The following is a 25,514-nucleotide window of genomic DNA, read 5'->3' on the forward strand; positions in this document are numbered from 1 at the left end:
TCGCCAAATTCGACGATAGAACCCAGCCAAGAAGGAATCCGCCTCCATGGCCTCCCCTGACAAACAGAAGAAGCGTGCCCGACGGGCCAAAGCCAAGGCCAAGCAGAACCGCATGGCCAAATCGAAAGCCCATGACATCCATTCGCTTCTGACCGATCTGCTGGTCAACGATCCGTTCGAGGACTTCGATTTCGACCCGGACGCCTTCGACTTGGAGGACATCAAGGAGAACGGCTTCGACCCGGCATATTTCGACGATCTGTTCCAGGCCATGAGAGACGCAGAAGACATCAGCCTGCTCGCCATGTGCCTGGTGTTCCTGCAATACCCGGTGCTGCAGCTGGTGGTCGCCGAGGAGCCGGAAGAGGCTGCGACCGATTTCATCATGGGCCTGCTGATCGTCTATCGCGCGATCTTCCACGGCGAAGACGAAGACACGGCATTGACCTGGCTCGAAAGCGACGCCTTCCAGCGTGCCTATAACGAAGCGTCGGTGATCCTGCAGAAGAAGAGCGCAAGCGCTTAAAGGACATCGGCGATCCCCCCAGACAGGCCCGCACGCCGAGCCGACAGCCGCCCATTGAAGTGAGAATAATTATCAATTATTGTTCGCGACTTCCGGGTGGGGGGAGTCGGTTTGAGCAAGGATCAGATGGGGCTGTTGTACATGGAGCACAACAGCTGGCTGAAGGGTTGGCTGTACCGTCGCCTGGGCTGCACCAGCCAGGCGGCCGACCTGGCCCAGGACACCTTCCTGCGCCTGCTCCAGGCCCAGCGCAAGACCGGCGATGCCCTCGACCTGCAACGCCCGCGGGCCTACCTGGCCACGGTCGGTCGGCGCCTGGTGTACGACCACTTCCGCCGCCACTCCCTGGAACAGGCCTACCTCGATGTGCTCGCCCGCGTGCCCGAGGCCTTCGCGCTGTCCGCCGAGGACCTCTGGCTGATGCGCGAAACCCTGCAGCAGCTCGACGCCCTCCTCGACCGCTTCAAACCCATGGTGCGCAGCGTCTTCCTGCTGTCCCAGCTCGACGGCCTCACCTACGCCCAGATCGCCCAGCAGCTCGGCATCAGCGAACGCACCGTGAAGCGCCACATGGTCAGCGCCTTCGAGGCCTGCATCCTGTTCGAGGACGACCTGGGATGAGCGGCGACAATGGCGCGCCGATCCGCCCCGAAGTGGCCCGCCAGGCGGCGCACTGGCTGATGCGCCTGCACGAAGGCGCGGCGGACAACGGCCAGCAGCAGGCCTGCAGGCGCTGGCGCGCGGCCGACCCGGAACACGAGCGAGCCTGGCAGCGTGTGCAACGGGTGCAGGAACGCCTCGGCCTGCTGCCGCGCGACCTGGCCATGGGCACGCTCAACCGCGAACGGCGCCAGGCGATGAAAAAACTGCTGGTGCTGGCCGCGCTATTGCCGGTCGGCTACCTCGGCTACCGCCAGGCCCCGTGGACGCGCTGGACCGCGGACTACCAGACGGCCGTGGGCGAACGCCAGCACCTGCGCCTGGCCGACGGCAGCCTGCTGGACCTGAACACCGATACCGCCGTGGACCTCGACTTCAGCGACGAGCAACGCCTCATCCATCTGCTGCGCGGGGAAATCCTCGTCGAGAGCGGCGCGGACAGCCAAAGCCCGACGCATCGCCCCTTGCGCGTCGCCACCGAACAAGGCCTGCTGCAGGCGCTGGGCACGCGCTTCAGCGTCCGCCAGCTCGACGGCCTGACGCAACTGCAGGTACTGCAGGGCAAGGTGCTGGTCATGCCGCGGCAAGGCGACGGGCAGGTCGTCGAAGCGGGCAGCCAAGTGCTGTTCAGCGAACGGGCCGTGGAAAAGCCGCGCCCCGCCCAGGCAGACAGCCTGCTCTGGACCCAAGGCCAATTGGTGGCCGACGACATGCCGCTGGGCGACTTCCTCCGCGAACTGGGGCGCTATCGCAACGGCTGGCTGCGTTGCGACAACGAGGCGGCGCGCCTGCGCATCAGCGGCGGCTTCCAGCTGGACAACACCGACGCGATCCTCGCCGCCCTGCCCGCCACCCTGCCGGTGGATGTCAGCTACCGCACGCGTTACTGGATCAGCATCAGCAAGCGCTGAAAAATGTTGGCCTCTTTTTTCCCGCCATCAGTCCTTTGATGTGGAACTGCCACACACAAAGGACAACCCATTCATGACCTACCGCATCACCCCCGCCTCCACAACGCGGCGCGCCGCCCCCGGCCAGCGCCTGGCGCAACCCCGCCGCTTGCTCGCGCTCAGCGCGCTGGCCATGGCCCTGCAGTCGGCGATGCCGCCGGCCCAGGCCGCGCCGGAAGCCGCCGGGCACACCTACAGCATCCAGGCCGGCAGCCTCGGCCAGGCGCTGAGCCGCTTCGCCGCCCAGGCGCAGATCACCGTGCAATTCTCCCCGGACCTGACCCAGGGCCTGAACTCCAGCGGGCTGCGCGGCCACTACAGCGTCGAAGAAGGTCTCGCCGCCCTGCTGCGCGGCACTGGTCTGCAAGCGGTGTTCCGCGGCGATGGCGTCTACGGCCTGGTGCGCAACCCCAATGCGGCGCTGGCGCTGGACGACACCCTGGTGGTCGGCCAGTCTCTGGACGGCATGACCGAGGGCACCGGCTCGTATACCACCGGTGCCGCCAACATCGGCGGCAAGAGCGCCCGGGCGCTGAAGGACATTCCGCAGTCCATTTCAATCATCACCCGCCAGCGCATGGAGGACCAGGGCATCACCACCATCGGCGAAGCGCTCGACCAGACCACCGGCATTACCCTGGTCGGCGGCAACGACGCCAACACCAAGATCCTTTCGCGCGGCTTCGCCCTGACCAACGTGCAGGTCGATGGCGGCACACCCGGCTTCCGCGAGCAGACCTATGATTCCCTGGCCGACACCACCGCCTACGACCACATCGAGGTACTGCGCGGCTCCGACGGCCTGTTTGGCGGCACCGGGGAGCCTTCCGGGGTGATCAACCTGGTGCGCAAGCGCGCGTTGCCCCATGCCCAGACCCAGGTCAACCTGTCCGCCGGCAGCTGGGACAACTACCGCAGCGAAGTCGACGTCACCGGGCCGCTGGCCTTTGACGGCGCCCTGCGCGGACGCTTCGCCGCCTCCCAGGAGAACAAACGCTACTTCTACAGCGGCGCCAACAGTGACAAGCATGTCCTGTTCGGCGTGCTCGAAGCCGACGTCACCCCCGACACCCTAGTCAGCGTCGGCGGCACCTACGAATGGCGCGACATGGACGGCTACTGGGAAAACGGCTTGCCACGCTTCACCACCGGCGACCCGCTGGGTCTGTCGCGCAGCACTACCCTGGCAGCGGACTGGTCGAGCAATAACTACGAGCGCAAGGAAGGCTTCCTCAAGGTCGAGCACAGCTTCGACGAGAACTGGAAGGTCAACTCCAGCTTCACCCGCAGCCGCTACGACACCGAGCAGGACATGGGTGCAGTGAGCGGCCCGGTCAATCCCGACACCCTCGAAGGCGCAACCTTCCAGCGCATTGTGCGCAACTACTCCATCGACCAGGACCTGTTCGACGCCAACCTGCAAGGCGCCTTCAGCGCCTTCGGCCGCCGTCACGAAGTCCTGATGGGCGTCGATTACTCGGACATCCAGCGCAGCTATGCCGACCACAGCGAGTGGGCGTCACGGCAACCGGTGGACGTGTTCTCCACCGACATCGGCTCATTGCCCAAGCCAGCCAGTCCGGATCTGTACTACGAGTACCCGGACTGGAACCTGCGCAAGAGCGGCGCGTACGGCACCCTTCGCCTGGAGTTGGCCGATCCGCTCAAGCTGATCGTCGGCGCACGCTACTCCGACTACTCCAACACCATCCACGCCGTGGTGCCTTCCTTCGGCACCGACAGCAAGGATGGCGGCCGCGACAGCGGCATCGTCACGCCCTTCGGCGGGCTAGTGTATTCCGTCACGCCCGAGTGGTCGCTCTACACCAGCTATGCGCAGATCTACAAACCGCAGCCGGAAATCCTTGGAGCGGACCTCAAGCCGCTCAAGGCCATTACCGGCGACACCTATGAGATGGGCGTGAAGGGAGAGCTGTTCGGCGGGCAGTTGAACCTGTCCTCGGCGATCTACTACACCAGGCAGGAGAACAACGCGATCCAGTTGTACTACGAGGACACTCCGACCAACGCCTGCTGCTATGTAGCCGGCGGCAAGATGATCAGCAAAGGTTTCGACACGGAAATCTCCGGCGAACTGGCGCCGGGCTGGCAGCTCACCGCCGGATACACCTTCAACCTCAACGAGCAGCGCAAGACTGGCGACGATACCGCCGTAGGCAAACCTATCAGCACACAGACGCCCAAGCATCTGTTCAAGTTCTTCACCACCTACCAGCTGCCCGGCGAATTGGAGCGCTGGAAGGTCGGCACCGGCGCTACTATTCAGAGCAGCAACTACGTCAGCGGTGAAGTGCAGCGCCGCCTGGAAGACGGATCACTGAGCCCCAGCATCAACAGCTTCGAGTACACCCAGGCCGGCTACGCACTGTGGAATGCGCTGGTGGAATACCGCATCGACGAGCACTGGACCGCCGCTCTCAACGGCAACAACCTGTTCGACAAGAAGTACTACCAGACCGTGGCCAGCAGCGACTACGGCAACTGGTATGGCTCACCGCGCAACTTCATGGTGACCCTGAGAGGCAAGTTCTGAAAACTATAAAGTTTCCAGCAACTCGTTGGGGCGATGCCAATCCAATTCTGAACTGGTGCTAGCGCAAAATCGCCAATGTGCATTGCCGTCCGAATAACCGACGGCGATGACACCGGGCGGCTGGCCTGGCTTGATGGCTGATGGTTTTGAAGTCCGGCGCCAGCCGTCCAGTCAGCCACATCAGTTCAAGGTTGCGCTGGCATTCGCGCTCCAGGCGACGACTGGACCGGATGTGGTTGAGGTAACCGTAGATGTAAACCTTCAACAGTACAGCGGGGTGATAGGACGGTCGCCCAGTTACGGCAGGAGAGGACGACGTTTTCACCCAGCCTGGGTCGGAAGCTGCCAGTGACCATTGCCCATCTCCATGAACAACCGTCCTCCATCGAGCAGAAGCGAACTTCCGTTCCCGTGCCTGTGAAAGGCGCCTCACAATGCGAGGCGCCTGAAGAGGCAGAGGTCAGAACGAGCCCTGCAGCGTGACCATGAAGTTACGCGGCTCGCCGTAGAAGTTGCCCCAGGAAATGGCCCCCACGCTCTGGTAGTACTTCTTGTCGAACAGGTTGTTGCCGTTGAGGGCGACCGACCAGTGGTCGTCGATGCGGTAGCCCAGGCGGCCGCTCCAGATGGCGTAGCCGGACTGCACCGACTTCACGCTGGACGACGTGGCAGAGGTGTCGCTCTGCGTCGTGACGCCGGCGCCCACGCTCCACCGATCCAGCTCGCCGGCCAGTTGGTAGTCGGCCCAGGCGCGGAACAGGTGGCGCGGGAAATAGGTGACCGCGAAGGCCGTTTCCTGCGGGTTGTCGTCCGCGCTCTCGAGGTATTTGGTCTGGGTGTAGGTATAACCGGCCAGCACCTGCAGCCTGTCGATCACCTCGCCGCTGATTTCCGCTTCGAAGCCCTGCGCCCGTACCTTGCCCGCGTCGCTGTAGCAGTAGCCGTCCGAAGAGCCGGGGCAGGCGCTGTCGTAGTTCGCCTCGGCCCGGTGCTCTTCGATCGTGCGGAAGAGGTTGAAGGCGGTGTTGACGCGGCCGTCCATCAGCTCACCCTTGATCCCGACTTCGTAGCTGCCGCCGGTCTTGGGCTGCAGCGGGCTGCCGGATTCGTCGGTGTAGGTGCTCTGGGGCTGGAAGATATCCGCGTAGCTGGTGTACACGGACCATTCCTCGTTCAGATCGTAGATGAGCGCCGCGAAGGGCGTGACCTGGCCGTTCTCCTGGCTCTTGTCGTGCTGCCAGTAGTCCCAGGCCTGGGTGTAGGAGTCGCGGTCGTTGCGGTACCAACTGACGCGGGAGCCGAGGACGAAGGTCAGAGGCTCGGCCAGCTTCAGCCGAAGCGTGGCGTAGGTGCCGAACTGCCGGGTGTCGGACTCGGTGGGAACCGGGCCGCCCCGGTAAGAGTTGGAGGCGTAGAAGCTGTCCGCCGGCTCGGGCATGTGCGGGTTGGGGTTGAAGGGGTCCTGGGAGATGCCGAGCAGCCCGGTCATGTTGATCAGCGCCCAATGGTCATGGGTCTTCGCGCGGCTGGCGTTGGCGCCGACGATCAGCTCGTGCTGCAGGCCGAAGGCATCGAATTTTCCGTCCAGGTAGGCATCGAAGCCGTAGTCGGTCTGGTCGTAGTCGAACAGCCCGGAGTAGACCGAGGAAGGCGCCGTGGTCGCGCCCGGGGTAACGCCGCCCGGCGTCTCGGACAGGGCGTACTTGATGTCCTGGTCGTTGTGCGTCCAGACACCGGCGAACTTGAAGGCCCAGTCCTCGTTCAGTTGGTGGGACAGGTCGGCGAAGACGGTGGTGCGCTCGCTGTCCCAGCTGTTCCAGGACGCCCCCAGGCAGGTCGAGCGGCTGAGCTTCAGGTCCGAGCCGTCGCTGTAGCGCGGCAGGCCGTGCCAGCAGGGCCTGGCGTCTAGCCGCTCGTAGGCGACGCCCAGCCCGACGGTGGTGTCCGGCGTCACGTCGTAGTCCAGGGCGCCGTAGAGGACCTGGTCCTTGCGCTTGCCCAGGTCGTAGAAATACTGCCGGTCCTGCAGCGCCACCACGGTGCGCCCGCGCAGCGTGCCGGACTCGTTGAGCGGGCCGCCGCTGTCCACCTGGCCGCGGTAGTTGTCCCATGAGCCCGCCGAGAGCGTCAGGTGGGTGGCCGGCGTGCTCTGGCCACGCTTGCGCACGAAGTTGACCCCGCCGGTGGAGCTGCCCGAGCCCTTCATCATGCCCGCCGCCCCCTTGAGCACCTCGACGCGGTCGTAGAAGGCCATGTCGCCGGAGAAGCTGTTGGCCTGGACGTATTCGCCGCCGACATCCAGCGGCACGCCGTCGTACTGGTACTGCCCCTGCATCATGAAGCCGCGGGAGTAGAAGTACTTGCCGCCCATGGGCGACTCGTACACGGTGATGCCCGGGGTCTTCTCCATGGCCTGGTCGATGGTGGTGATGTTGCGGTCATCCATGTACTGGCGGGTCAGGACGGTCACCGCCTGCGGCGTTTCACGCAGCGTATGCGCGCCCTTGCCGATGGTCACCGCGCGGGCCGAATAGGACTGGGTGCCCTCGGTGGTCGGGTCGAGCTGCTGGCTGGAGACGGTCGTGGCGCCCATCTCCAGCACCGCGCCGGACTGCGGCGCGGGCACCAGGCCGTAACCGCCGTTGCCCAGGCGACGCACGCTCAGCCGCGTGCCGGAAAGGATGCGGGCGAAGCCGTCGTCGATGCCGTACTCGCCGTTGAGCCCGGCGCTGCGCTTGCCTTCGGTCAGCCCGGCGTTCACCGAGATCGGAATGCCCGCGCGCCGGCCGAACTCGCCCAGCACCTGGTCCAGCGGGCCGGCGGGGATGGCGTATTGCTGGGTCCGCGTGGCCGTGGATTCGGCCTGCGCCGGCAAGGCCGGCAGCAGGGCGAGCGCGGAACAGGAGAGCATGGCCAAACCGAGCGATTGGCGCAGAGCGCGAGCGATGGGGTGAAGCGTCATGGGCAGAGGGTCCGTTTCTCGTTGTGGGCCCGCGTGTGCGAGCAGGGATTTCTCCCTAGGCCAAGCGAGAAACGAAAACCTGCCACTTTTCTGAGAATTATTTTCATCGCCACGCTGGAGGGGCTATCCGCCTCAGCGAGGGCCCACCGTCACCCAGTAGCGGGTACGCCGCTGGACCCTGACCGGCAGGCTGTCCGCCAGCATGGCCAGCACCTGGTCGGTGTCGCCCAGCGGGTAGGAACCGCTCAGGCGGATGTCCGCCACCGCCGGGTCGCAACGCAGCAGGCCGGGGCGATAGCGATCCAGCTCGGCGAGGAAGTCCGCCAGGCGCATGCGCTCGGCGATCAGGTAGCCATCGACCCAGGCGCCCTCGTTCACCTCCAGCGCCTGCGGCGTGCCCACGCCAGCCGCGCCGATGCGCGCCTGCCAGCCCGCCTCGATCACCGTCGGCGCACCGCCCGCCAGGGAACTGGCGGCGACGCGTCCCTGGGTGACCGCCAGGAAGGTGCCCTGCCCGTCGTTCTCCCGCCGGACGCGGAAGCGCGTCCCCAGGGGCTGCAGCACCGCCTCCTGGCTGATCACTCGGAACGGCCGCCCCGCGGCATCGCTGGCGGTGAGAATCTCGATTTCGCCATAGCGCAGGTGCAACTCGCGCGCGCTGTCGGTGTAACGCACATCGACTGCCGTGGCGGTATTGAGCCAGAGGCGCGTGCCATCGGGCAGCGTCCGCTGGCGGCGTTCACCGGTGCCGGTGTGGTAGTCGGCCATGGCGCCTTGCACCCAGTGGCTGTCGCGCCCCTGCCAGGCAAGCCCGCCGAGCAGGCCGAAGCCGACCAGCACCTTGAGCGCCTTGCGCCGGTCCAGCTCGCTGTAGTGGCGGCGCCCGGCCAGTTGCCGCGCCAGTGGGTCGGCCAGCGGGCCGGCGTGGCGCTGCAGGCTGAGCGGAATGCTGCTCAGGCGCTGCCAGGCGCGCTCATGCTCGCTGCTCGCCTCGCGCCAGTTCAGCAACTGGCGCTGCTCGGCATCACTCATGCAGCCCGACTGGGCCAGGGTGAACCAGGCGATGGCCTGGTCGCGGATGAGCGCGGGGATGGGACGGGAGTCGGTATCGCGGGACATGGCACTCACTCGAAGCGGCTGGCGTAGCAGGCAGCGAAGGCCTTGCCCATGGCCTTTTGCACCTGGTTGACGCTCAGGCCCAGGTGCGCGGCGATCTGCGGGTAGGTCAGGCCGTCGAGCTGCGACATCAGGAAGATCTCTCGCACCTGCGCCGCGAGGCCGTGCAGCAGTTCATCCACCTCCACCAGCGCTTCGATCAGCAGCAGGCGCTCTTCTTCGGAAGGCGCCACCCGCTCCGGGCGCGCGGCCAGCGCCTCCAGGTAGGCACGCTCCACTGCCTGGCGTCGCCAACGGTTGACCAGCAGGCTATTGGCGATGGTGGCGAGGTAGGCCAGCGGCTGGCGCAGGTCGGCAAGGGGGCTGCGCGAACGCATCACGCGCACGAAGGTGTCCTGAGCCAGGTCCTCGGCATCGGCATGCCCGCCCAGGCGACGCTGCAGCCAGCCCTTCAGCCAGCCGTGGTGGGCAATGTAGAGCCGTTCAACATCCCGTTCGAATGCCTGCTCGCGGTCCATGAACTTCCAGTCTTGTTAAACATGATAATCGTTCTCAACAATACTGGATTTGCCCTGCCCGGCGCAATTCTCCCGAGCACCTGGCGAATGCCGGACACCTGCGCTGGCCGGTGCCTAGCGCATTGCCGCCAGCTTGATGCCGAACCCCAGCAGGCAGGCCCCGGCCAGGCGCTCCAGCAGATTGGCGACGCGCGGATTGGCCCGCATGCGCTCGGCCAGTTTGTGGGTCAGCAGGACGGCCGCCAGGCCGTAGAGGAAGGTCACCACTGCCACGGTCACCGCCATGAAGGCGAAGGTCACCAGGCCCTGGTGCCTCACCGGGTCGATGAACAGCGGCAGGAAGGCCATGTAGAACACGATCGCCTTGGGGTTCAGCAGCGTGATCAGCATGGTCTGGCGCAGGTAATGGCCGCTTTGCATGCTGCTCTTGCGAGGTGCGCCGCCCGGCTTGCTCAACAGCATCCGCAGCCCCAGCCACGCCAGGTAGGCGGCGCCCAGCCATTGCACCGCGTGGAAGGCCGCGGGGTAAGTGGCCAGCAAGGTCGCCACGCCCGCCACCGCCATCCACAACAGCACCTGGTCGCCCAGGATCACCCCGCAGGTCGCCGCCAGCCCGGCCTTGATGCCGCCCTTGCCGGTGGCCGTGATCAGCGCGAAGTTACCCGGCCCGGGAATGGCCAGCAGAACGATGAACGCAACGAGGAACGCGCCGTAATCGGTCACTCCGAACATGGATGAATCTCCTTGGCCAGGCAGGGGCGCTGAAACGGCCCAGTCTATCACCGGTTTCAGAGGGCATCTGACCGCAAGGCCCCGTCGCAACCGTGGTTCGGCAGCAGGCCGTGCCACCGGGGCGTTCGGCGTGGCCGGTGAATCCCATCGCGGACGGGGAACGTAAGAGCCACTCGCCGATGCGCTCTTCGTAGGATGGGTTGAGCCTGCGAAACCCATTCTGCGGCGGCGATGGGTATCGCTTCGCTCCACCCATCCTACGGGCGTGGTAGGGGCAGGCTCTTGCCGGCAGCCTGCAGGAGCATGCGCTGCTCTTCGTAGGAGCGGGCCCTGCCCGCGATTCGCGCGCAGGGCGCGCTCCTACAGGGGAATGGCGCGGGTGGGGCTACGTAGGGGATCTCATCCGCGAACCGCGCCGATACCTCCGGCTATCGCGGACAAGGTCCGCTCGGGGGGAGGAATGCCGTGCTTCCCGGCTACCTTGTAGGAGCGGACTCTGTCCGCGATTCGGCGGATAACGCCATCTTTGGCGCGGCGGGCCTCAACGCCGGCTCAACGCCAGCCGCGCGGCGAACAGGACAAAGACCGTGCCCGTCGTCCTGTCCATCCACTTGATGACCTTTTCGCGACGCAACACCCCCGCCAGCGGCCGGGTCGCGCCGATGAGGACCAGCGACCAGAGCAGGCCGATCGCCACGTGGATGCCGACCAGGCCGAAGGTCCAGGCCACCAGGGGCTGGCCCTGCGGGATGAACTGGGGCAGGAACGAGACGTAGAAGACACCGACCTTGGGGTTCAGCAGGTTGCCCAGCATGCCCTTGAGGAACCAGTTGGTTTCCGCCCTGCCCTGGGTTTCGACCGGCGCCAGGCTATGCCGCGGCCGCAGCAGCAGGTTCAACCCGAGCCATGCCAGATAGGCGGCGCCGCAGTACTTCAGCGCGTTGAAGGCCAACTCGGACACGGCGATCAATGCGCCCAGCCCGAAAGCGACAGCGGCGCCCCAAAGCAGGCAGCCGGCGTTGATGCCCAGTGCGGCGCGCAGCCCTTCCCGCTTGCCTTCCACCGCGGCCGTTCTGAGCACCAGGGCGGTATCCAGGCCGGGAGTCAGCGCCAGCAATGTGGCAGCGAAGGTAAAGGCAAGCAGGCTGTCGGCGATGGACATGGGCATTCGGGACCTGGAGGTGGGGTGCGCGCACATTAGCACAGGCGCGCTGATGGCAAGCTGCACGCTCCGGGCTGCAAACCGTCACCCACGAAATCCCCCCGGAAATCGGCTATCGTCCCGAGGTCGCTCACATGACCGCAGGGACCGAACCCACATGCACATCGTCATCCCCGACGACTACCAACACGCCATCCAGACGCTCGACTGCTTCGCCCGCCTGGCCGGGCACGAGGTCAGCCTGATCCACGACCTGGGCCCGGCGTCGCCGGACGAACTGGCGACGCGGTTCGCCGACGCCGACGCCCTGGTGCTCACCCGCGAACGCACACGCATCGATGCCGCGCTGCTCGACAGGCTGCCGAAACTCAAGCTGATCAGCCAGACGGGCAAGGTCTCGGGCCATCTCGACCTCGACGCCTGCACCGAACGCGGCATCGTCGTGACCGAAGGCCGCGGCTCGCCCGTGGCGCCCGCCGAACTGGCCTGGGCGCTCATCCTCGATGCGCGTCGACAACTGGTACCGGCCATCGAAGCGTTCAAGGCGGGCCACTGGCAGGTCAATGTGGGCCAGGCACTGGCCGGGCAAACGCTGGGTATCTGGGGCTACGGCAAGATCGGCCGGCGCCTGGCGCGCTACGCCCAGGCGTTCGACATGCCGGTGCTGGTCTGGGGCAGCGAAGGCAGCCGGGCGGCCGCCACGGCCGACGGCCATCAGGCAGCGACCTCTCGCGAAGCCTTCTTCGCCGAAGCGGACATCCTCAGCCTCAACCTGCGCCTGTCCGAACGCACGCGCCATGGCGTCACCCTCGCCGACCTCACGCGGATGAAAAGCACCGCCCTGCTGGTGAACATCAGCCGCGCCGAGCTGATCGCCCCCGGCGCATTGCTCCAGGCCCTGGACGCCGGACGCCCCGGCTACGCGGCCGTGGACGTCTACGAACAGGAACCCCTGCTCGCCCCCGACAATCCCCTGCTGAACCACCCGCGCGCGCTCTGCACCCCGCACCTGGGGTACGTGGAGAAGAACGGCTATGAGCTGTACTTCGGCGATGCCTTCGACAATGTGCTGGCCTTCTTCGAAGGCAAGCCGAAGAACGTTGCGAACCCGCAGGCGCTGGCGGTGCGGCGTGGCGAGCAGGCTGGGAGCAACCGTCTCTAGAAAGCGTATTCCGCCCCCACGGTCAGGCTGCGCCCGTTGCCGCTGAGAAAGGTCGGCTGGCTGGCATCGGCGCGGTTGCGGATCACATAGCTGCTGGCATAGGTCTTGTCCGCCAGGTTGTCGCCCTGCACGTACACACTCAGGCCCTCGCGCGCCTTGTAGGCGGCCTTGAGGCCCCAGAGCGCGTAAGCGTCCTGATAGTTGTTGCGGGTGTTGGCGTGGTCGGTCGGGGTGTCCTGGGGCAGCCAGCGCAGGTTGGGCCCGACGCTCCACGGCCCGCGCCGGTAGAGCAGCTCGGCCGACCAGAGCTGGCGCGGCACGCCGGCGATCCGGTTGCCCTGGAACTCGCCGCCGCGGAAGCGGAAGTCGCTGAAGGTCCACGCCACCCGGTAGGCCAGGTCGCCGCCGATGTTGGATGCCGTCGGCAGCAAGCCGTTGAGCCCCGCTTCGACGCCGCGGTGGCGGGTGCGCGAGCCGTAGTTGTAGGTTCCCACCTTCACCCCGTAGGCGTCGCTGGTGGAGATCAGCTCGTCTTCCACGTCGCTCTGGTACAGCGTCAGGCTCCAGTCGGTGCGGGCGATGCGACCGGCGCCGCCGATCTCGTAGGTGGTAGCGCGCTGCACGTCGAGGTCGACCAGCTGCGCCTGCGCCGTCGCCGGGGCTGCGGGCGAGACTTCGGCGGAAACGATTTCCCAGAAGGTCGGCGCTTCGTGGCTGCGGCTGATGTTGGCGTACCAGCGCAGGTCCGGGCTGGGCGTCCAGTTCAGGCCGATCTTCGGCGTGGCGAAGTTCCAGCCCTGGTCGAGATGGCCGGCGCCATCGCGCGAATCCGCATCGCGGCTGACGTCGCTCCACTTCACCTCGGTCACCAGGGTCCAGTCCGCCGCCAGGTTCCAGTCCAGGCCGAGCAGCAGATCGAGGTTGGAGGCCGTGAGGTCGAAGTTGCCGAAACGCTGCATGCGGCTTCCGTTCTGGGGGTTGTTGGCGTACAGCTCGCGGGTCATGTCGCTGTAGGACCAACTGGCACCCAGGCGGTAGCCGAACAGGCGCTGTTCGCCTTCGAGCAGCCATTGCGCGCCGAGCGTGTCGCTGTCGGTCAGGGTGTGGCTGAGCGGATCGGTGAAATCGTCCTGGGTGTTCTGCCCGTAGACGCCGAAGCTCTGCTGCCAGCCCGCCCCGCTCCACTGCGTACGGTTGGCCAGCCGCAGTTGCTGGGTATCGCGGTGCGGGTCACGCTGGTAGACGTTGAGCAGGCGGTCCTGCGGCGTGTTGCCGTCGCCCAGCACGCTGCGCGGGTCGTCCTTCAGGCGCGCCTTGGTGATGACGTTGGGAATCTCGAAAGTCAGGTCGCTGTAGGACAGGTAGCTGCGATTCTGTACGCCGTTGCCCAGGTCCAGGCCGAAGTTGCTCTGCATTATGGTGCGATGGGAAGCGGAGTGGTGGCGATAGCCGTCGTACTCGTCGTGGCTGACGCTCACCCGTCCATCGTACCCACCCTCATCCAGCCCGGCGGCAGCCTGCAGGCCCTGGCGGCCGAAGCTGCCGGCCTCCAGGCGGACGCGTCCGGCTTCGTCGGCGCCGGTCAGCGAGTTGAACTCCAGTTCGCCACCCAGGGCGGTGGCGCCGGGGCTGCCGGCGTTGGCGCCGCGGCGGGCACTGATCCACGACGCGTTGCGCGGCTCCAGCAGGCCGATGATGAAGGAACCGTCGGCCTCGTTGAGCGGCAGCCCATCCTGCAACAGCAGCACGCCGCGGTTGACCGGATTGCTCTGGATGCCCGAACCCCGGATGTTCAGGCGCGGCTGGTCGGTGCCGCCGAAGAAGTCCTGGATCACCAGGCCGGGCTGGTAGTCCAGCGCATCGCGCAGGGTCGCCAGGCGTGTCTCCTGCTGCGGCTCGGCGAGGTTGGTGCCGCCCGGTACGCGGGCCAGGCGCTGGCGCTCGGCCTGCGCGGACTGGCTGACCGGCGCGAGGCTTTTTTCGCTGATCTGCATCGGCTCCAGCTCGAGGCGGTCCTCCGCCGCCACCGCCAGTGGCAGCAGGCCGAGGGCCAGCAGGGGAAGTGAAAGTTTTGGGGAAAAGTGGCGTTTGGGGGAAGGACAACGACTCATGACAAGCTCCGTCTGCACGAAATCTGGCTTACCAGCTCAGGTAGAACATGCCCTTGGCCAGCAGCACGATGCCGACCATGTGGCTGAAGACGCTCAGGTGGATTCGGCGGAAATACGTCGAATTCATGCGCCCGCTATGGAGCAGGAACATGGCGCTGAAGAAGTGCCCGAGCACGCTCAGGGCGAGCAGGATCTTCAGGCTCAGCAAGGTGCCGAAGGACGATGCCAGCGGGTCCGCCAGCAGCGGCAGGTAGCGCGTCCAGACCATGCCCAGGCCGGCGCCGAACAGCACCAGCAGCACCCAGGGCATCAGCCGCCGCGCGCGCTTGCCGATGCCCTGCTCCACCTGGCGCATCACCGCGGCCGGCACGTGCTTGCGCACGCTTTCGAGGATCAGCACCTCGAAGAACACCGTGCCGACGAACATCAGCGCGGCGAACAGGTGCAGGGTCAGCAGGATGGGATAGATCATGGCGCGGGTGCCTCCAGGGCCAGCAGGGTCTGATGCAGCACCGTCGCCACCTGGTCGGCGGCGTATCCGGTGAGGTCGAAGGGCTGCAACGCGCCGTCGTTGACCAGCACGAAGCGCTCCACCAGGCCGATCAGTTCGGCCGGATGGTGGCTGACGCAGAGCAGCGCCGCGCCCGAGCTGGCGAGCCAGTCGCGGCAGAGGTCGAGCAGGGATTCACGCAGGGCCGGGTCCAGCGCGCTGAATGGCTCGTCGAGCAGCAGCAGGTCCGGCTCGATCGAGAACGCGCGCGCCAGGGCAACGCGCTGGGCCATGCCGCCGGACAGTTGATGCGGCCAGGTGCGCTCGTGCCCGGCGAGGCCGACACGTTCCAGCCAGTGGCTGGCCATCCGCCGCGCAGCCGCACGCTCGAGGCCGCTCGCCCGCAGGGGGATTTCCAGGTTCTCCGCGACCCGGCACCAAGGCAGCAGGCGCGGCTCCTGGAAGGCCAGCACGGGATGGCGGAATCCATTCTCCACCCACCCCCGGCGGGGCTTCAGAAGGCCGGCAGCCAGGCGCAGCAGGCTGCTCTTGCCGGCGCCGCTGGGCCCGAGAATGCCGACCCGCTCGCCAGGCAGCAGGCGCAGGGAGGCATCGGCAAACACTCGACGCTCGCCCAGCGCCAGATCGACGCCGTGCCACTCAAGCATGGGCGGCCTCCTGCCAACGGCCCATGCGCCGCTGCAGCGGCTGCAGCAGAAGAAACTCCAGCGCGGCGACCAGCAGCAGGATCAGCAGCGTCCAGGCATACAGCCCGGCGCTATCGAAGGTGCTGCGCGCATTGGCCAGCGCGAAACCGGCGCCACTCTCCGCGCCCAGCACTTCGACCATCACCACCAGGCGCACGCCGCCGCAGGTGGCGATCAACAGCGCCGCGCCCAGCGGCGCGGTGAGTGAGGGGATATAGAGCCGCCGCAGCTTCTGCCAGGGGCTGAAGCGGTAGACCCGCGCCATCTCCAGCAGGCCGCGGTCGACCATCTGCATGCCCTTGACGGTGTTCACGTACATGCCCGGCGCCAGCATCAGCACACTGATCAGCACCACCATGGCCGAACCGAGCCCGACCCAGAGCATCGCCAGCACCACGACCACCACCGGCGGCACCGACATCAGCAGCCAGCGCAGCGGCTCCAGCAGACCGCGCACACGGGCATCGAGCCCGGCCAGCAGCCCCAGGCAGAAGCCCAGCAGGCAGCCCAGGCCGACGCCCAGGACGATACGCAGCAAACTGGCGCCGGCGTTGAGGCGGAAGTCGGCCTCCAAAGGCAGGCGGACCATGGCTTGCAGCGTCTGCCATGGCGTCGCCATGAGCAGCGGGCCCAGGCGCAGCGCCAGCAACTGCCAGCCCACCAGCAGAAGCGCGCCGCCCAGCAAGGCCCAGCGTCGGGAAGTCATGGGTCTCATCTCAGGGCCCATAGAAGCTGGCGGGCGGCAGGGCGCCCCCGATTGCCTGTGGATGGCGCTTGGCGATCAGCCCGAACAGCGCCTCCAGCGGTCCGCGCGCCGCGCTGGCGGAAACACGCTCCAGGCGCGTGACGCGGATGGACTCTTCCAGCGCCTCCACCGGCAGGTGCGGCAGGTGCCGATGGACCAGCTCCGCGCAGGCCCGCGGGTGCGCGCTGCACCAACGGGCGGACTCGGCGTAGGCGGCATCCACCGCCCGCGCCAGTTCGCCGTCCTCGGCGCGCTGCGGGCTGCTCATCAGCCCTGCCTGAGGCAGTTCGGCCTGCTGCGGGAAGGCCTGCCGCCAGGCGCTCTCCAGGCTTTGCACGCGGTACAGCGGCGCCCCGCCCTGGCTGCGGTTGCGCCAAAGCAGCAGGGACACCGCCGGTTCCACCAGCAGGGCATGATCGGCGCGGCCTGCCAGCAGCAGCGCCTGGGCGTCCTGGCCATCGCGGACCGGGCGCAGCGTCAGGTCCCTGCCCGGCTTCAGGCCGTGGCTGAGCAGCAGTTCATCGACCAGGATCGCCGGCAGGTCGCGCTGGAACGGCAGCACCACCTCCTTGCCGGCCAGGTCGGCGAAACTCTTCACCTGGGGGTCGCGGCTCACCAGCCAGATGATTCCCCACACCGAGACGTTGAGCAGCCGCACGGGCTGCCCGCGCCCGGCCATCAGCGCCGGCAGGCTCACCGGGGCGGCGCTGTAGTCGAGTTCGTTCTTGGCCAGCAGCACGCGCAACTGATCGGGGTTCTGCCAGAGGCGGAATTCGACGCGCTCGGCGTACTGCTGCAGAGCGCCGCTCTCCACCATGTGCAGCAACGGGAAGCTCACCACGGCGCCGGGGCCGCCCAGCCGCAGCAGCGCTTCCCTGGCCATACCGGCCGGCGCCTGCAGGCACGCGCCGGCCGCCAGAACGAAAGAAAGGAGCAGGCGGGGGAGCCTTCGATTGATTGACTTGCGAATAAGACTTATCTTCATTCGCAGATCATTGCAGCCCGCACGCCCGCCACGAATGACAAATGTTAAGTTCGCGCCAGACCGCGGCGAATGCCTGCGATTGCTGGGCGCCATCCCCCTCTTCGCCGACCTGCCGCAGGGCCTCATGGCCAGCCTGTGCGACTCGGCCAGTCTGTTGCGCGCCGAGGGCGGCAAACTGCTGTTCCGCGAAGGCGACCCGGCCGAGCACTTCCTGCTGGTGCGGCGTGGCTGCGTGGAAATGCTGCGCTTCACCTGCGACGGCGAAGAGCATGTCTTCCAACTGTTCCGCGAAGGTCAGCTGATCGCCGAGGCGGCCATGTTCATGCCCCACGGCCGCTACCCGATGAACGCCCGCTGCCAGGGTAGCGGCGAATTCTTCCGACTGAGCCGCAACGCACTGCACAAGGCCTGCGAGGGCCATCCGCCATTGGCCATGCGCATGCTGGAAAGCCTCAGCCTGCGTCTCTATCGCCAGGTCAACGAGGTCGACTGGCTGACCGCCAGCTCCGCCTCCCAGCGCCTGGCCGCCTACCTGCTGGGCCTGCACCGTCGCCAGGGCGAAAACCTGATGCTGCCGATCAGCCAGCGCCAACTCGCCACCCACCTGGGCATTCGCCCGGAATCCCTCAGCCGTCTGCTCTCCGACTGGCAGCAGGCGGGGCGCATCCAGGGCCGGCTCCGGCAATGGCGGCTGTGCGACCTCACCTACCTGCAGGAACTGGCCAGCCCGGCGGTACGCTCTTTTTGAGGGGGGCGGCTTGTGCTCGTAGTCACCACGATCATCGCCATGTCGCTAGTCGAGCGAGCCGTGCCGGCACGGCAACTGGATGAAAGATCGTGCCTGGCTGAGCGCTTTCCACCTGCGCGGCCAGGAGGTTCTAGGACGGTGCAAAGCCGCTCAATGGGGCTTGTCCACGCCGGCGCCGGACTGCGCCTGACGAATTCGAGATCGGTGCAAGGGGGTTGATTGTTCAGGCTGCCGCAGGGGAGCCTTCAGCCAATGGGGGCTATCGGCCAGGAGCGGCCACTGATGCGTTAATAATTGATTCGGTGGCTGAACTGACTAACTTTACAGGCTATTTCTATTCTTCAAAGGCCGGCTCGTTTCTTGATAAGTACTTGTGTGTTTTTTTCAAGGAATCCGGGTCAATAATCCAGCTATCAATATTTTCAAATGAAAATACAGGCCTTCCATTTACATATATTTCATTACTTTCTTTGTTCGGCCAGAACACCCCTAAGGGTTTTGAAATCATATGTTGACATAGCGAGGTCAACTGAGGGGCGCCTCCAATCGAGTCCCCCGCCCTAGCACGTCGTAGCATATCGCGAATAATTTCAAAAGGCTCCATGTCATATCGCTTGACCAAGCTGCTGCTAGGCAGGACTGATGCATCCCCATAACGACCTCGCAGCAAGGTTATAAGCTGGTGATTTGCTTGCTTGCGCACATCGCCAATAAATGCAATTTTCCCGAAATTACCTATGCCTTTAACAACCGGATGCGCCTGAAATTTCTTTGCATGATGATTATACTCAAATCGATCAATCATGAACTCCTTATGGAACCATGAGTATCCACACAATAGAAAATTGTGCTCTGGCTTTTTAAATGCATCCAAGTAGGTATCAAATCTGCCAAACAGTTCGTTCAGTAATCTCAGTAGAAATGATTTTAGGCGGACATAGTCAAGCACGCCATCTCTCATCGGGCCATGAGAATTTATTGCCTGTGACATTTGAAGGAGCAATGGATACGCGAGATAAGTCGCCCCTGAAAAAGCAATTACGGCGTCTCTTCTAGGAAGCTGGAAAACCTTCGGCGAACAATCCAGCGTACCTCCGCCGGATAGCCGGCTATCAGAGCATACAATGAGCTCCTCAGCCCCTCTCTTAGACGCTCTAACCCATGCACATACAATTGTCATGAAATTTACCCGCCGATTGAAAAGGTAAGTATCTATTCGGATACCAACCTAGTGTATAAGTTGTTCGAGCGAAAGAAAATAAATAGACACCCAGAGCGAAGAGATAGTTTTTAATCTTTTTATCAGCCATAGTGATCTAATCGCTGCGGGGATAAGCATCTGACTCTGGCTGTTATCGACCCTTATCAAAATTCAGTTTTTGGCCAAAAGTGGACATTGAACGCCACTCATTGAGGCCTCTGCTGTTCACAAGGCATATGCATCCATAGTTGGTTGGCGTTAAAGCTCTGAAGCGCTTTGCGGCGACGTGGGTGTCGATAGCCATCTATAGGCCACCAAGATTCAGCATCCCGTAAGCCATTTTCTCAACGTTACGGCTGTATTTGCTTTGGCATCAAGCACCATCCACAGCTCATTTTCGTACCCTGAAAGCTTTCCCCAGACGATTCGATGGTACAAGCCGAGATACTCCCAGCTCGTCCAATTGTCATCGTAGGTGCTGTCGGATGCTGGAAAGAGCGCAATGTTCAACAAGCTCTTTTCGCCATCCGCAATGCCCAACTCCCAGGGGACCCACCGACTGTCTTTGCTGTTCTCGGTCGTCAGCAGAACAAAGCGCCTTGTTTGACTAATGCGCTGCTTAAGTAAGGCAGCAGTTTCTGCTGAGGTGTAGGGCGGCATTTCAGGGTCAATTTCATCGATATAGACCCGTGCGCCGTGGTTGTGAAGCACTTCCATCGCTCCCTCCAACAGCTCGTGATCTTTGCTGGAGTGCGATAGGAATGTGCTTGTGCCACTGCTTGATGCATTGGATTTCAGAAGCTTCTCGCGGTCACTCTGCGATCTGTTTGCTGTAAAAGCTCGAAGTTCAGCTTTGGTAACGTTCCTTGCCATCGAATCCTTCCTACTTGGGGGCACTCAGGTAGCACGAGCTATTCGATCAATGATCTCAAACACCTGGGAAACGAGCTTGCGCCGCCCTTCTTTGCTATCCAGGAGCCCTGGAGCAGAAAGTACTTTCAGTTCTTTATCCGTGGGCCTTACAGCGTCCTGACCAGATGAGGAGAGCTCTGATCCCAGCAGCAGGTCACTGATTTTCTTCGCAGCGCCACCAGACGCCCCTACCGGGAGCAGAAATACTCCTGCCGCCTTGGCAACTTCAAACTCTTGCTCCACTCCTTGAGCGACCTCCAACTTGTCGCCGGCCAGCTTCGCACCGCCAATGAAAATGGCGATACCAGCTTGTCGAGCAAGCTCCTGCCGCAGCGCAGCCCATTCTTCGTTGTTGGGCTGGGCTCCCGCCAGGGGTTGAGGAAATGGTCTGGCGATTAGCCGTCGCTCCAGATCCCATCCGCCACCTTGCCGAAGGGCTCCCAAGAACCCCGACAGTGACGCCGATCCAACCAGCCGGCCTGCACCAGTCACCAGGTGGCGACCTGTCTCACCAATACGCCGGCCAATGTCTTCAGCCAGCGCATGGATGTCGGCTGACTCGGAACCTCCCCGCTCAAGAGGCCAGCTGCCACTCACCCAGATTCTGCGCGAAGCGACTCGCTTTCCAATCTGACGCAGAAGCGCCGGGATCTCGGCATAGTCGTTGACCTCTACCGCCAACAAGCCATAGCGCTTCAAATCTTTCGCCCACAGCTTGTGCTGGGCATTGCGCGCTGCGAATTCCCCTTCAGTCTTGAAGTCGGACTTCTGCGGTGCACGCACGATGGCAAAGTGCTCAGGCGGCGCATCGGTGAAGCTTTCTCGGATCAGCGATAGGACATGCCGAACATTAGGGTCGGTGAAGCTGATGCCGATGAACAGCATGGACATACTGGTCAGGTGCGCTTGAAACAGCGGCAGATACTGGCCTCGTTTTGAGCGAAACAGTTCGTAGTCGTCCGTGGAGATGACGACGTCGTCGAGGCGATCTACAGAGCCATGCATCTTGTAGAGCAGCACTGCGCCAGGCGTCACCCTAAGGGCAAGATCTTTAGGGCTGGATATCGGATTGAGCGGGCGACTAATGGATTCAAACGCACGCTCTATCAAGCGGTCATAGTTGGTCGTCCAGATATGTCTGACCGGTAGCCGCGAGATGATCTCAACTGTCTCGGGGATAGGTTTGTCAGGGCCTATCTCGTTCTTGATGACATTGCGGACACGTGTGGCACCACCGTTTTCCAGGATGCTCCATTGAGCCAGCGCCGCCAGGTCGTGGACGTTCTTCGAGTCAACCTCAAGCTCTACAGCGATGTCACTGAGCAGCTCTGCCCAGGAAGGGTAACCCGCCGCCATCGAGACGCCGGCACCAACGAAAATCGCCCCCACGCCATCGTTCAGCGCATCAGGGTACTCATTGAGGAATCGGTTCAAAGCCGCTTTAGTCATGGTCAGCACTCATCAAATGTGCGGAGATTGATCCAGACCTCACGGCTTGTAGTTTTTCCGGACTGCAATGGCATCCTCAATCCATTGCTCAATGTTCTCCTGGATCGATGCGTAGACCGCTTTGCTGTCGGCCCCTACGGGGGTGATCAGTCTGGCATAGTTCGAAAGGCTCACCGTACCGTTCTTTAGTGTGACCAGATCGAAAGGGTTGGAGCCTGCTACTGAAGAGTTTCCATTTGCATCTAGAAGCTTGTTGATGCGAATGCCCACGACGCCTTTGCCCGCGTTCCAACCCTTGATGATTTCGTTAACCACCCACGGTCGGCTTGCGGTCTCGGAGCCCACCAGTACGACTACACAGGTCTTCCCTACCAGGCTGTCATCAATCCACTTTTCAATTGCTGCATTACCCTTTTTTTTGACCCCTTCCCAATCGTTCGGCGTATAGAGTTTCTGACCATCCAAGGCACCGATGTTTCGAACTTGCTGGGTGCGCCAAAAATCATTCTTGAAGTGGAAACTGAAGAAAACATTCCTTGCCATTGCATAGCTCCTGCTTGGGTGCGGACGACTTTGAGGGGGTTCGATACGATCAAACCTAACTGATTGGAAAGAGCGAATCCACAGGTTGATTTGCTCCTAGCTCTGTAGCCACTTTTGATGGTCGCTAGTGGCCGCTTTTGGCCGGTTGCAGCCAATGGCGAACGGCTGATAGCCACTAACCCATGTTCCCCCCCACATCTTGGACCCTGTCGATGGCCGGGTCAGCGTGCAAGCCGGCCGGGAAGCTTGCCAACTTCGGAACCAGCACCTCGCTCAGCAAGGCCAGGTGATATCAGACGAAGTCCCCCACCCACGCCCAAAAACATCCCTCCCCTTCCCTCACCACCCCCTTTTACATATAAAATATGATTTCATACTAATTTGACATCACCGCAAGCGGCGAGGAGTGGCGAGGCATGTGGTTCGCAAAGGGGGCGAAGGAACTGGCGGGTGAGGTGGGTGAACTGTGTCGGCAGTGGCTGGCGGGGAACTGGCGTAGCCCGGCCGAGTATGCCGCGCTGAGCCGTCATCGCGAGCTTGCGCTGACCCTGCAGGATGTCCAGAGCCATTGGCAGGAAGACCGCGCCACCCTCGCACGCCTGGCGGAACGTCACGACCGCGTCGATGAAACCCAACTGCAGGAACTGCAGACCGCGCTCAGCTTGCGCGAGCAACAGCAGGCCGAAGCCGAGCAGGCGCTGAAGCGTGCCGAGGAGTGGGCCGCCGCGGTCGAGGCGGAGCGGGCGCGGTTGCTGGAGGAGCAGCAGGTGTGGGAATTGACCAAGCAGACACTGACCGAGGGCTGCTGGGACCTCAGTGTGGTCGATGGCAACCCCGATCATCCCGACAACGTTATTCGCTGGTCGGATCAGTTCCGTTCGTTGGTCGGCTACAACCGCCAGGAGTTTCCCGATGGCTGGGACAGCTATTTCGTCATCACCCAGCCCGAGGACCAGCAGCGCGTCATGCGCGCCTTTGGCGAGATGATGGCCGACCCCACCGGGCAGCGCATTTATGTCGTCGAGTACCGCATGCGTCACAAGACCCGCGGCGACCTGTGGTTCCGAGAGCGCGGGCGTTGCCTGCGCGATGCCAATGGCGTGCTGTTGCGGGTGACCGGCGCGACCCGGGAAATCACCGATGAGAAGGCTGCGGAGGCGCTGCGCGAGCGGGAGCAGGTGAGCATCCAGAATACCTACGCCGAGATTTCGCAGATGGCGGGCGTGATCAAGGGCATTGCCGAGCAAACCAACCTGCTGGCCCTGAACGCGGCCATCGAGGCGGCGCGGGCGGGTGAGCAGGGGCGCGGTTTCGCCGTGGTGGCCGACGAGGTGCGCAACCTGGCCAAGCGCACCCAGGACTCGGTGCTGCACATCCAGTCGATGCTCAACAAGCAGCAGAGCCAGGGCTGAGCGAGGTCGTACGACCTCGCTCGCTTCGCCTCGAAAAGGCGTATAGCTGCTATGGCGCGTTGGGCCGTCACGTCTAAGAGGTTGTAACTATGCTGCGCAATGAGACCGGATTTATTTTTCTCCCGAAGCCGGTCAATCGTTCCAGCTACATTATTAAAATGGTGTAAGGCTTAGAAGATACCTTTTGATAAACAATACCGTTCTAAGTCTTGAATCCAGGCAGGCCATTGGCCTCACGCCATGTTTTTACAGCGAGAGCGATACCAGCAGACGAATTATCCGCGCCCTCTTCTGGGTAGTAGATAAGGTCTGTACCATCCGGATGCTCAGTAATTTCACAAAAGTGCTCTAAAAGCTCTCCTAGCACACCATCTGAAGCCGACTTATTCGCCGCACGTATCTCGTCAACGAGCCGAATAAACTCATCTTCCGTGTAGTCAGTAATTCTCTTCATGACTCACCTATGAATATCAATATGATTTTTTGGCGTAACGACGCGGAGATTATCTATCCCATACAGCTCACCGCCTTCGGACACCAACTCTACATGGTGCAACTCAAAAGACTTGCGCTTCCCCATCGCATCCCTGTTCCGTGCAATTGGAGCATTGCCGCCTAGCATCCGTTCAAGGTTATCATGCCCGAACTGGCTTGCCAGTTCAGCATCACTTGCTACAGACTTCCAGAACATTTCTCTGAAACTATCAAAGCTGTTGAAACTCATCCCTCGTAACGTATCAGCAATTTGCGTAGGAATAGGGCTCCCACTTCCCTCTCCTGCCCCAGCCAACCAGATGCCCTGCACATCCTCGCCCGTTCCTGTAACAACTCCCGGTTCGCGCCGGACATTCAGAACTATATATAACGGCTCAACTCCGGAATCCGCCGGAAAAACAAGAATAAAGTCCTTGTATTCAGGAGGATAGATGGGATTGACGATTATCTGTTCCGCCTTTTCGGTAGGCGGGAATATCCAGATAAGCGGCGCTCGTGGAGGAGCTTCCAATGCAGGAATTCTGCTGGAAGAATCAACAGCGGGAGTCCAGAGCAGCGTAATTCCGTCGCCCAAATCAGCAACCCTTCGCTCGTTGAACTGGACAACATCCAGCATTTCCCAATCGCGATTCTTCTGTGTATTGAAGCCATATCCCTTCAGGCTTCCATCTGGCTGTTCTTCAATACGTAACCTGACCCTTGATCTGGCCTTGCCGAGCGACCTCAATTGTTCCTCACTGTAAAGGGCGCTATCTCCCAGGCTAGAAGGCCACAGCAATGCAACAAGCCCTACGAATGTGCCCGCTGCTACGCCAGTGGTGACAACAGGCCCACTGAGCGGTGTGCAACGACCTGCGCAAGATGCTCCTCTTACCGAAAGCCCTTGCAACACCAGCCGACCGAAGGTTGAGGGTACATCCCCGCTGATTTTCTTTAGAAGGAGACTTCCCTCACCGTCGACTTCGCGCCCTCCCAGCAACGCAAAGCTACCGTAATCCTCTAAGTTTCCTACAGGAATCGGATTGGCATGATCGATTACAGCGTCAGGTAGCTTGCAGGACTTCGCAAACACAAACCCAGGTATCGTAGGACGGGTTTCTACAGGTATAGGAATTTTCCTGGGGTATGACGACTCACGTGGCCAATCTGGCTCCTGTTCCTTGTACTTCATTTTCTTGAGCGGTGGATTGGGCATCGCAGGTTTGCATACCTGCGGCATTGGCCCTGGCCCTGAACTTCGGTTACCCATGGTATTTCCTTGATTACTGCCATGAACAAAGAAATACGATTAGCGGCGCTGCATACTTGTGCAAGTAGCAAGCACGAAGGAAGCTTCCTTTTTGCCTCTGAGACACATCCCATAAACAAGACCGC

At 63.1% G+C, this 25,514-nt stretch carries 22 protein-coding genes and 2 pseudogenes; 7 read left to right on the plus strand and 17 right to left on the minus strand.

Annotation, left to right across the window (positions count from 1 at the left end; genetic code table 11):
• Window positions 1-46 precede the first annotated feature (46 nt).
• The 4 genes from FG99_RS02290 to FG99_RS02305 all read left to right on the plus strand — a co-directional run bounded on the left by FG99_RS02290 (window position 47) and on the right by FG99_RS02305 (window position 4,690).
• Window positions 47-526: a hypothetical protein gene (locus tag FG99_RS02290; RefSeq protein WP_043267028.1), complete on the plus strand. Its 480-nt coding sequence runs from the start codon at window positions 47-49 to the stop codon at window positions 524-526.
• A gap of 126 nt (window positions 527-652) precedes the next feature.
• On the plus strand, window positions 653-1,147 hold the full coding sequence (locus FG99_RS02295) for a sigma-70 family RNA polymerase sigma factor (protein ID WP_043267030.1): 495 nt from the start codon (window positions 653-655) through the stop codon (window positions 1,145-1,147).
• Window positions 1,144-2,097, plus strand: a complete 954-nt coding sequence (locus tag FG99_RS02300) for a FecR domain-containing protein (RefSeq protein ID WP_043267032.1) — start codon at window positions 1,144-1,146, stop codon at window positions 2,095-2,097. Before FG99_RS02295 ends, FG99_RS02300 begins: the two co-directional genes overlap by 4 nt.
• 73 nt (window positions 2,098-2,170) lie before the next feature.
• Entirely contained in the window at window positions 2,171-4,690 is a 2,520-nt protein-coding gene (locus tag FG99_RS02305) for a TonB-dependent siderophore receptor (RefSeq protein WP_051878366.1), read from the plus strand.
• 133 nt (window positions 4,691-4,823) lie between these two features.
• On the opposite strand, the pseudogene FG99_RS31000 reads toward FG99_RS02305, so the two are convergent.
• The 6 genes and pseudogenes from FG99_RS31000 to FG99_RS02330 form a co-directional block, all read right to left on the minus strand.
• Window positions 4,824-4,997: pseudogene (locus tag FG99_RS31000) on the minus strand (transposase); the annotation flags it as partial.
• Window positions 4,998-5,150: 153 nt separating this feature from the next.
• On the minus strand, window positions 5,151-7,652 hold the full coding sequence (locus tag FG99_RS02310; RefSeq protein WP_043267033.1) for a TonB-dependent siderophore receptor: 2,502 nt from the start codon (window positions 7,650-7,652) through the stop codon (window positions 5,151-5,153).
• 132 nt (window positions 7,653-7,784) lie between these two features.
• Window positions 7,785-8,771, minus strand: a complete 987-nt coding sequence (locus tag FG99_RS02315; RefSeq protein WP_051878369.1) for a FecR domain-containing protein — start codon at window positions 8,769-8,771, stop codon at window positions 7,785-7,787.
• Between the two features lie 5 nt (window positions 8,772-8,776).
• On the minus strand, window positions 8,777-9,286 hold the full coding sequence (locus tag FG99_RS02320) for a sigma-70 family RNA polymerase sigma factor (RefSeq protein WP_043267035.1): 510 nt from the start codon (window positions 9,284-9,286) through the stop codon (window positions 8,777-8,779).
• A gap of 114 nt (window positions 9,287-9,400) precedes the next feature.
• A complete protein-coding gene (locus FG99_RS02325) occupies window positions 9,401-10,018 on the minus strand; it encodes a LysE family transporter (protein ID WP_043267037.1) in 618 nt (205 codons plus the stop codon).
• A 541-nt stretch (window positions 10,019-10,559) separates the two neighbouring features.
• Window positions 10,560-11,180, minus strand: coding sequence for a LysE family translocator (locus FG99_RS02330; protein ID WP_043267038.1), 621 nt, complete (start codon window positions 11,178-11,180; stop codon window positions 10,560-10,562).
• Between the two features lie 157 nt (window positions 11,181-11,337).
• Between FG99_RS02330 and FG99_RS02335 the strand changes: the two genes are divergently transcribed.
• Window positions 11,338-12,342, plus strand: a complete 1,005-nt coding sequence (locus tag FG99_RS02335) for a D-2-hydroxyacid dehydrogenase family protein (RefSeq protein WP_043267040.1) — start codon at window positions 11,338-11,340, stop codon at window positions 12,340-12,342.
• Here FG99_RS02335 and FG99_RS02340 read toward each other — a convergent pair.
• Genes FG99_RS02340 through FG99_RS02360 form a run of 5 tightly spaced genes read right to left on the minus strand, consistent with a single transcriptional unit; the run spans window position 12,339 to window position 17,278 of the window.
• On the minus strand, window positions 12,339-14,453 hold the full coding sequence (locus FG99_RS02340; protein WP_043267042.1) for a TonB-dependent receptor family protein: 2,115 nt from the start codon (window positions 14,451-14,453) through the stop codon (window positions 12,339-12,341). The genes FG99_RS02335 and FG99_RS02340 overlap by 4 nt on opposite strands.
• 28 nt (window positions 14,454-14,481) lie before the next feature.
• A complete protein-coding gene (locus tag FG99_RS02345; protein ID WP_009619009.1) occupies window positions 14,482-14,925 on the minus strand; it encodes a CopD family copper resistance protein in 444 nt (147 codons plus the stop codon).
• On the minus strand, window positions 14,922-15,611 hold the full coding sequence (locus tag FG99_RS02350; RefSeq protein WP_043267045.1) for an ABC transporter ATP-binding protein: 690 nt from the start codon (window positions 15,609-15,611) through the stop codon (window positions 14,922-14,924). Before FG99_RS02350 ends, FG99_RS02345 begins: the two co-directional genes overlap by 4 nt.
• A complete protein-coding gene (locus FG99_RS02355; RefSeq protein WP_043267047.1) occupies window positions 15,604-16,356 on the minus strand; it encodes an ABC transporter permease in 753 nt (250 codons plus the stop codon). Before FG99_RS02355 ends, FG99_RS02350 begins: the two co-directional genes overlap by 8 nt.
• A 10-nt stretch (window positions 16,357-16,366) precedes the next feature.
• Window positions 16,367-17,278, minus strand: coding sequence for an ABC transporter substrate-binding protein (locus FG99_RS02360; RefSeq protein WP_168187657.1), 912 nt, complete (start codon window positions 17,276-17,278; stop codon window positions 16,367-16,369).
• 136 nt (window positions 17,279-17,414) lie between these two features.
• On the opposite strand from FG99_RS02360, the gene FG99_RS02365 reads away from it, so the two are divergent.
• A complete protein-coding gene (locus FG99_RS02365; RefSeq protein WP_043267049.1) occupies window positions 17,415-18,128 on the plus strand; it encodes a Crp/Fnr family transcriptional regulator in 714 nt (237 codons plus the stop codon).
• A gap of 334 nt (window positions 18,129-18,462) precedes the next feature.
• On the opposite strand, the gene FG99_RS31895 is transcribed toward FG99_RS02365, so the two are convergent.
• From FG99_RS31895 to FG99_RS02380, 4 genes are all read right to left on the minus strand, one after another.
• On the minus strand, window positions 18,463-18,933 hold the full coding sequence (locus FG99_RS31895) for a hypothetical protein (protein WP_156060050.1): 471 nt from the start codon (window positions 18,931-18,933) through the stop codon (window positions 18,463-18,465).
• Between the two features lie 717 nt (window positions 18,934-19,650).
• Window positions 19,651-20,202, minus strand: a complete 552-nt coding sequence (locus FG99_RS02370) for a toll/interleukin-1 receptor domain-containing protein (RefSeq protein WP_043267051.1) — start codon at window positions 20,200-20,202, stop codon at window positions 19,651-19,653.
• Between the two features lie 24 nt (window positions 20,203-20,226).
• Complete coding sequence (locus FG99_RS02375; RefSeq protein ID WP_043267053.1) at window positions 20,227-21,690, minus strand: SIR2 family protein; 1,464 nt, start codon at window positions 21,688-21,690, stop codon at window positions 20,227-20,229.
• 39 nt (window positions 21,691-21,729) lie between these two features.
• Window positions 21,730-22,233, minus strand: coding sequence for a TIR domain-containing protein (locus tag FG99_RS02380; RefSeq protein ID WP_043267055.1), 504 nt, complete (start codon window positions 22,231-22,233; stop codon window positions 21,730-21,732).
• Window positions 22,234-22,649: 416 nt separating this feature from the next.
• Between FG99_RS02380 and FG99_RS02385 the strand changes: the two are divergent.
• Window positions 22,650-23,633 (plus strand): annotated as a pseudogene (locus tag FG99_RS02385) (methyl-accepting chemotaxis protein); the annotation flags it as partial.
• 214 nt (window positions 23,634-23,847) lie between these two features.
• Here the strand turns inward: FG99_RS02385 and FG99_RS31005 are convergent.
• Together FG99_RS31005 and FG99_RS31010 are read right to left on the minus strand one after the other, a co-directional pair.
• Window positions 23,848-24,099, minus strand: coding sequence for a bacteriocin immunity protein (locus FG99_RS31005; RefSeq protein WP_081884552.1), 252 nt, complete (start codon window positions 24,097-24,099; stop codon window positions 23,848-23,850).
• Window positions 24,100-24,102: 3 nt separating this feature from the next.
• Window positions 24,103-25,335 (minus strand): S-type pyocin domain-containing protein, encoded by a 1,233-nt coding sequence (locus FG99_RS31010; protein ID WP_256204825.1) that lies wholly within the window; start codon window positions 25,333-25,335, stop codon window positions 24,103-24,105.
• Window positions 25,336-25,514: the final 179 nt, after the last annotated feature.

Source organism: Pseudomonas sp. AAC (assembly GCF_000725445.1).
In the GTDB taxonomy this organism is placed as follows: domain Bacteria; phylum Pseudomonadota; class Gammaproteobacteria; order Pseudomonadales; family Pseudomonadaceae; genus Pseudomonas; species Pseudomonas citronellolis.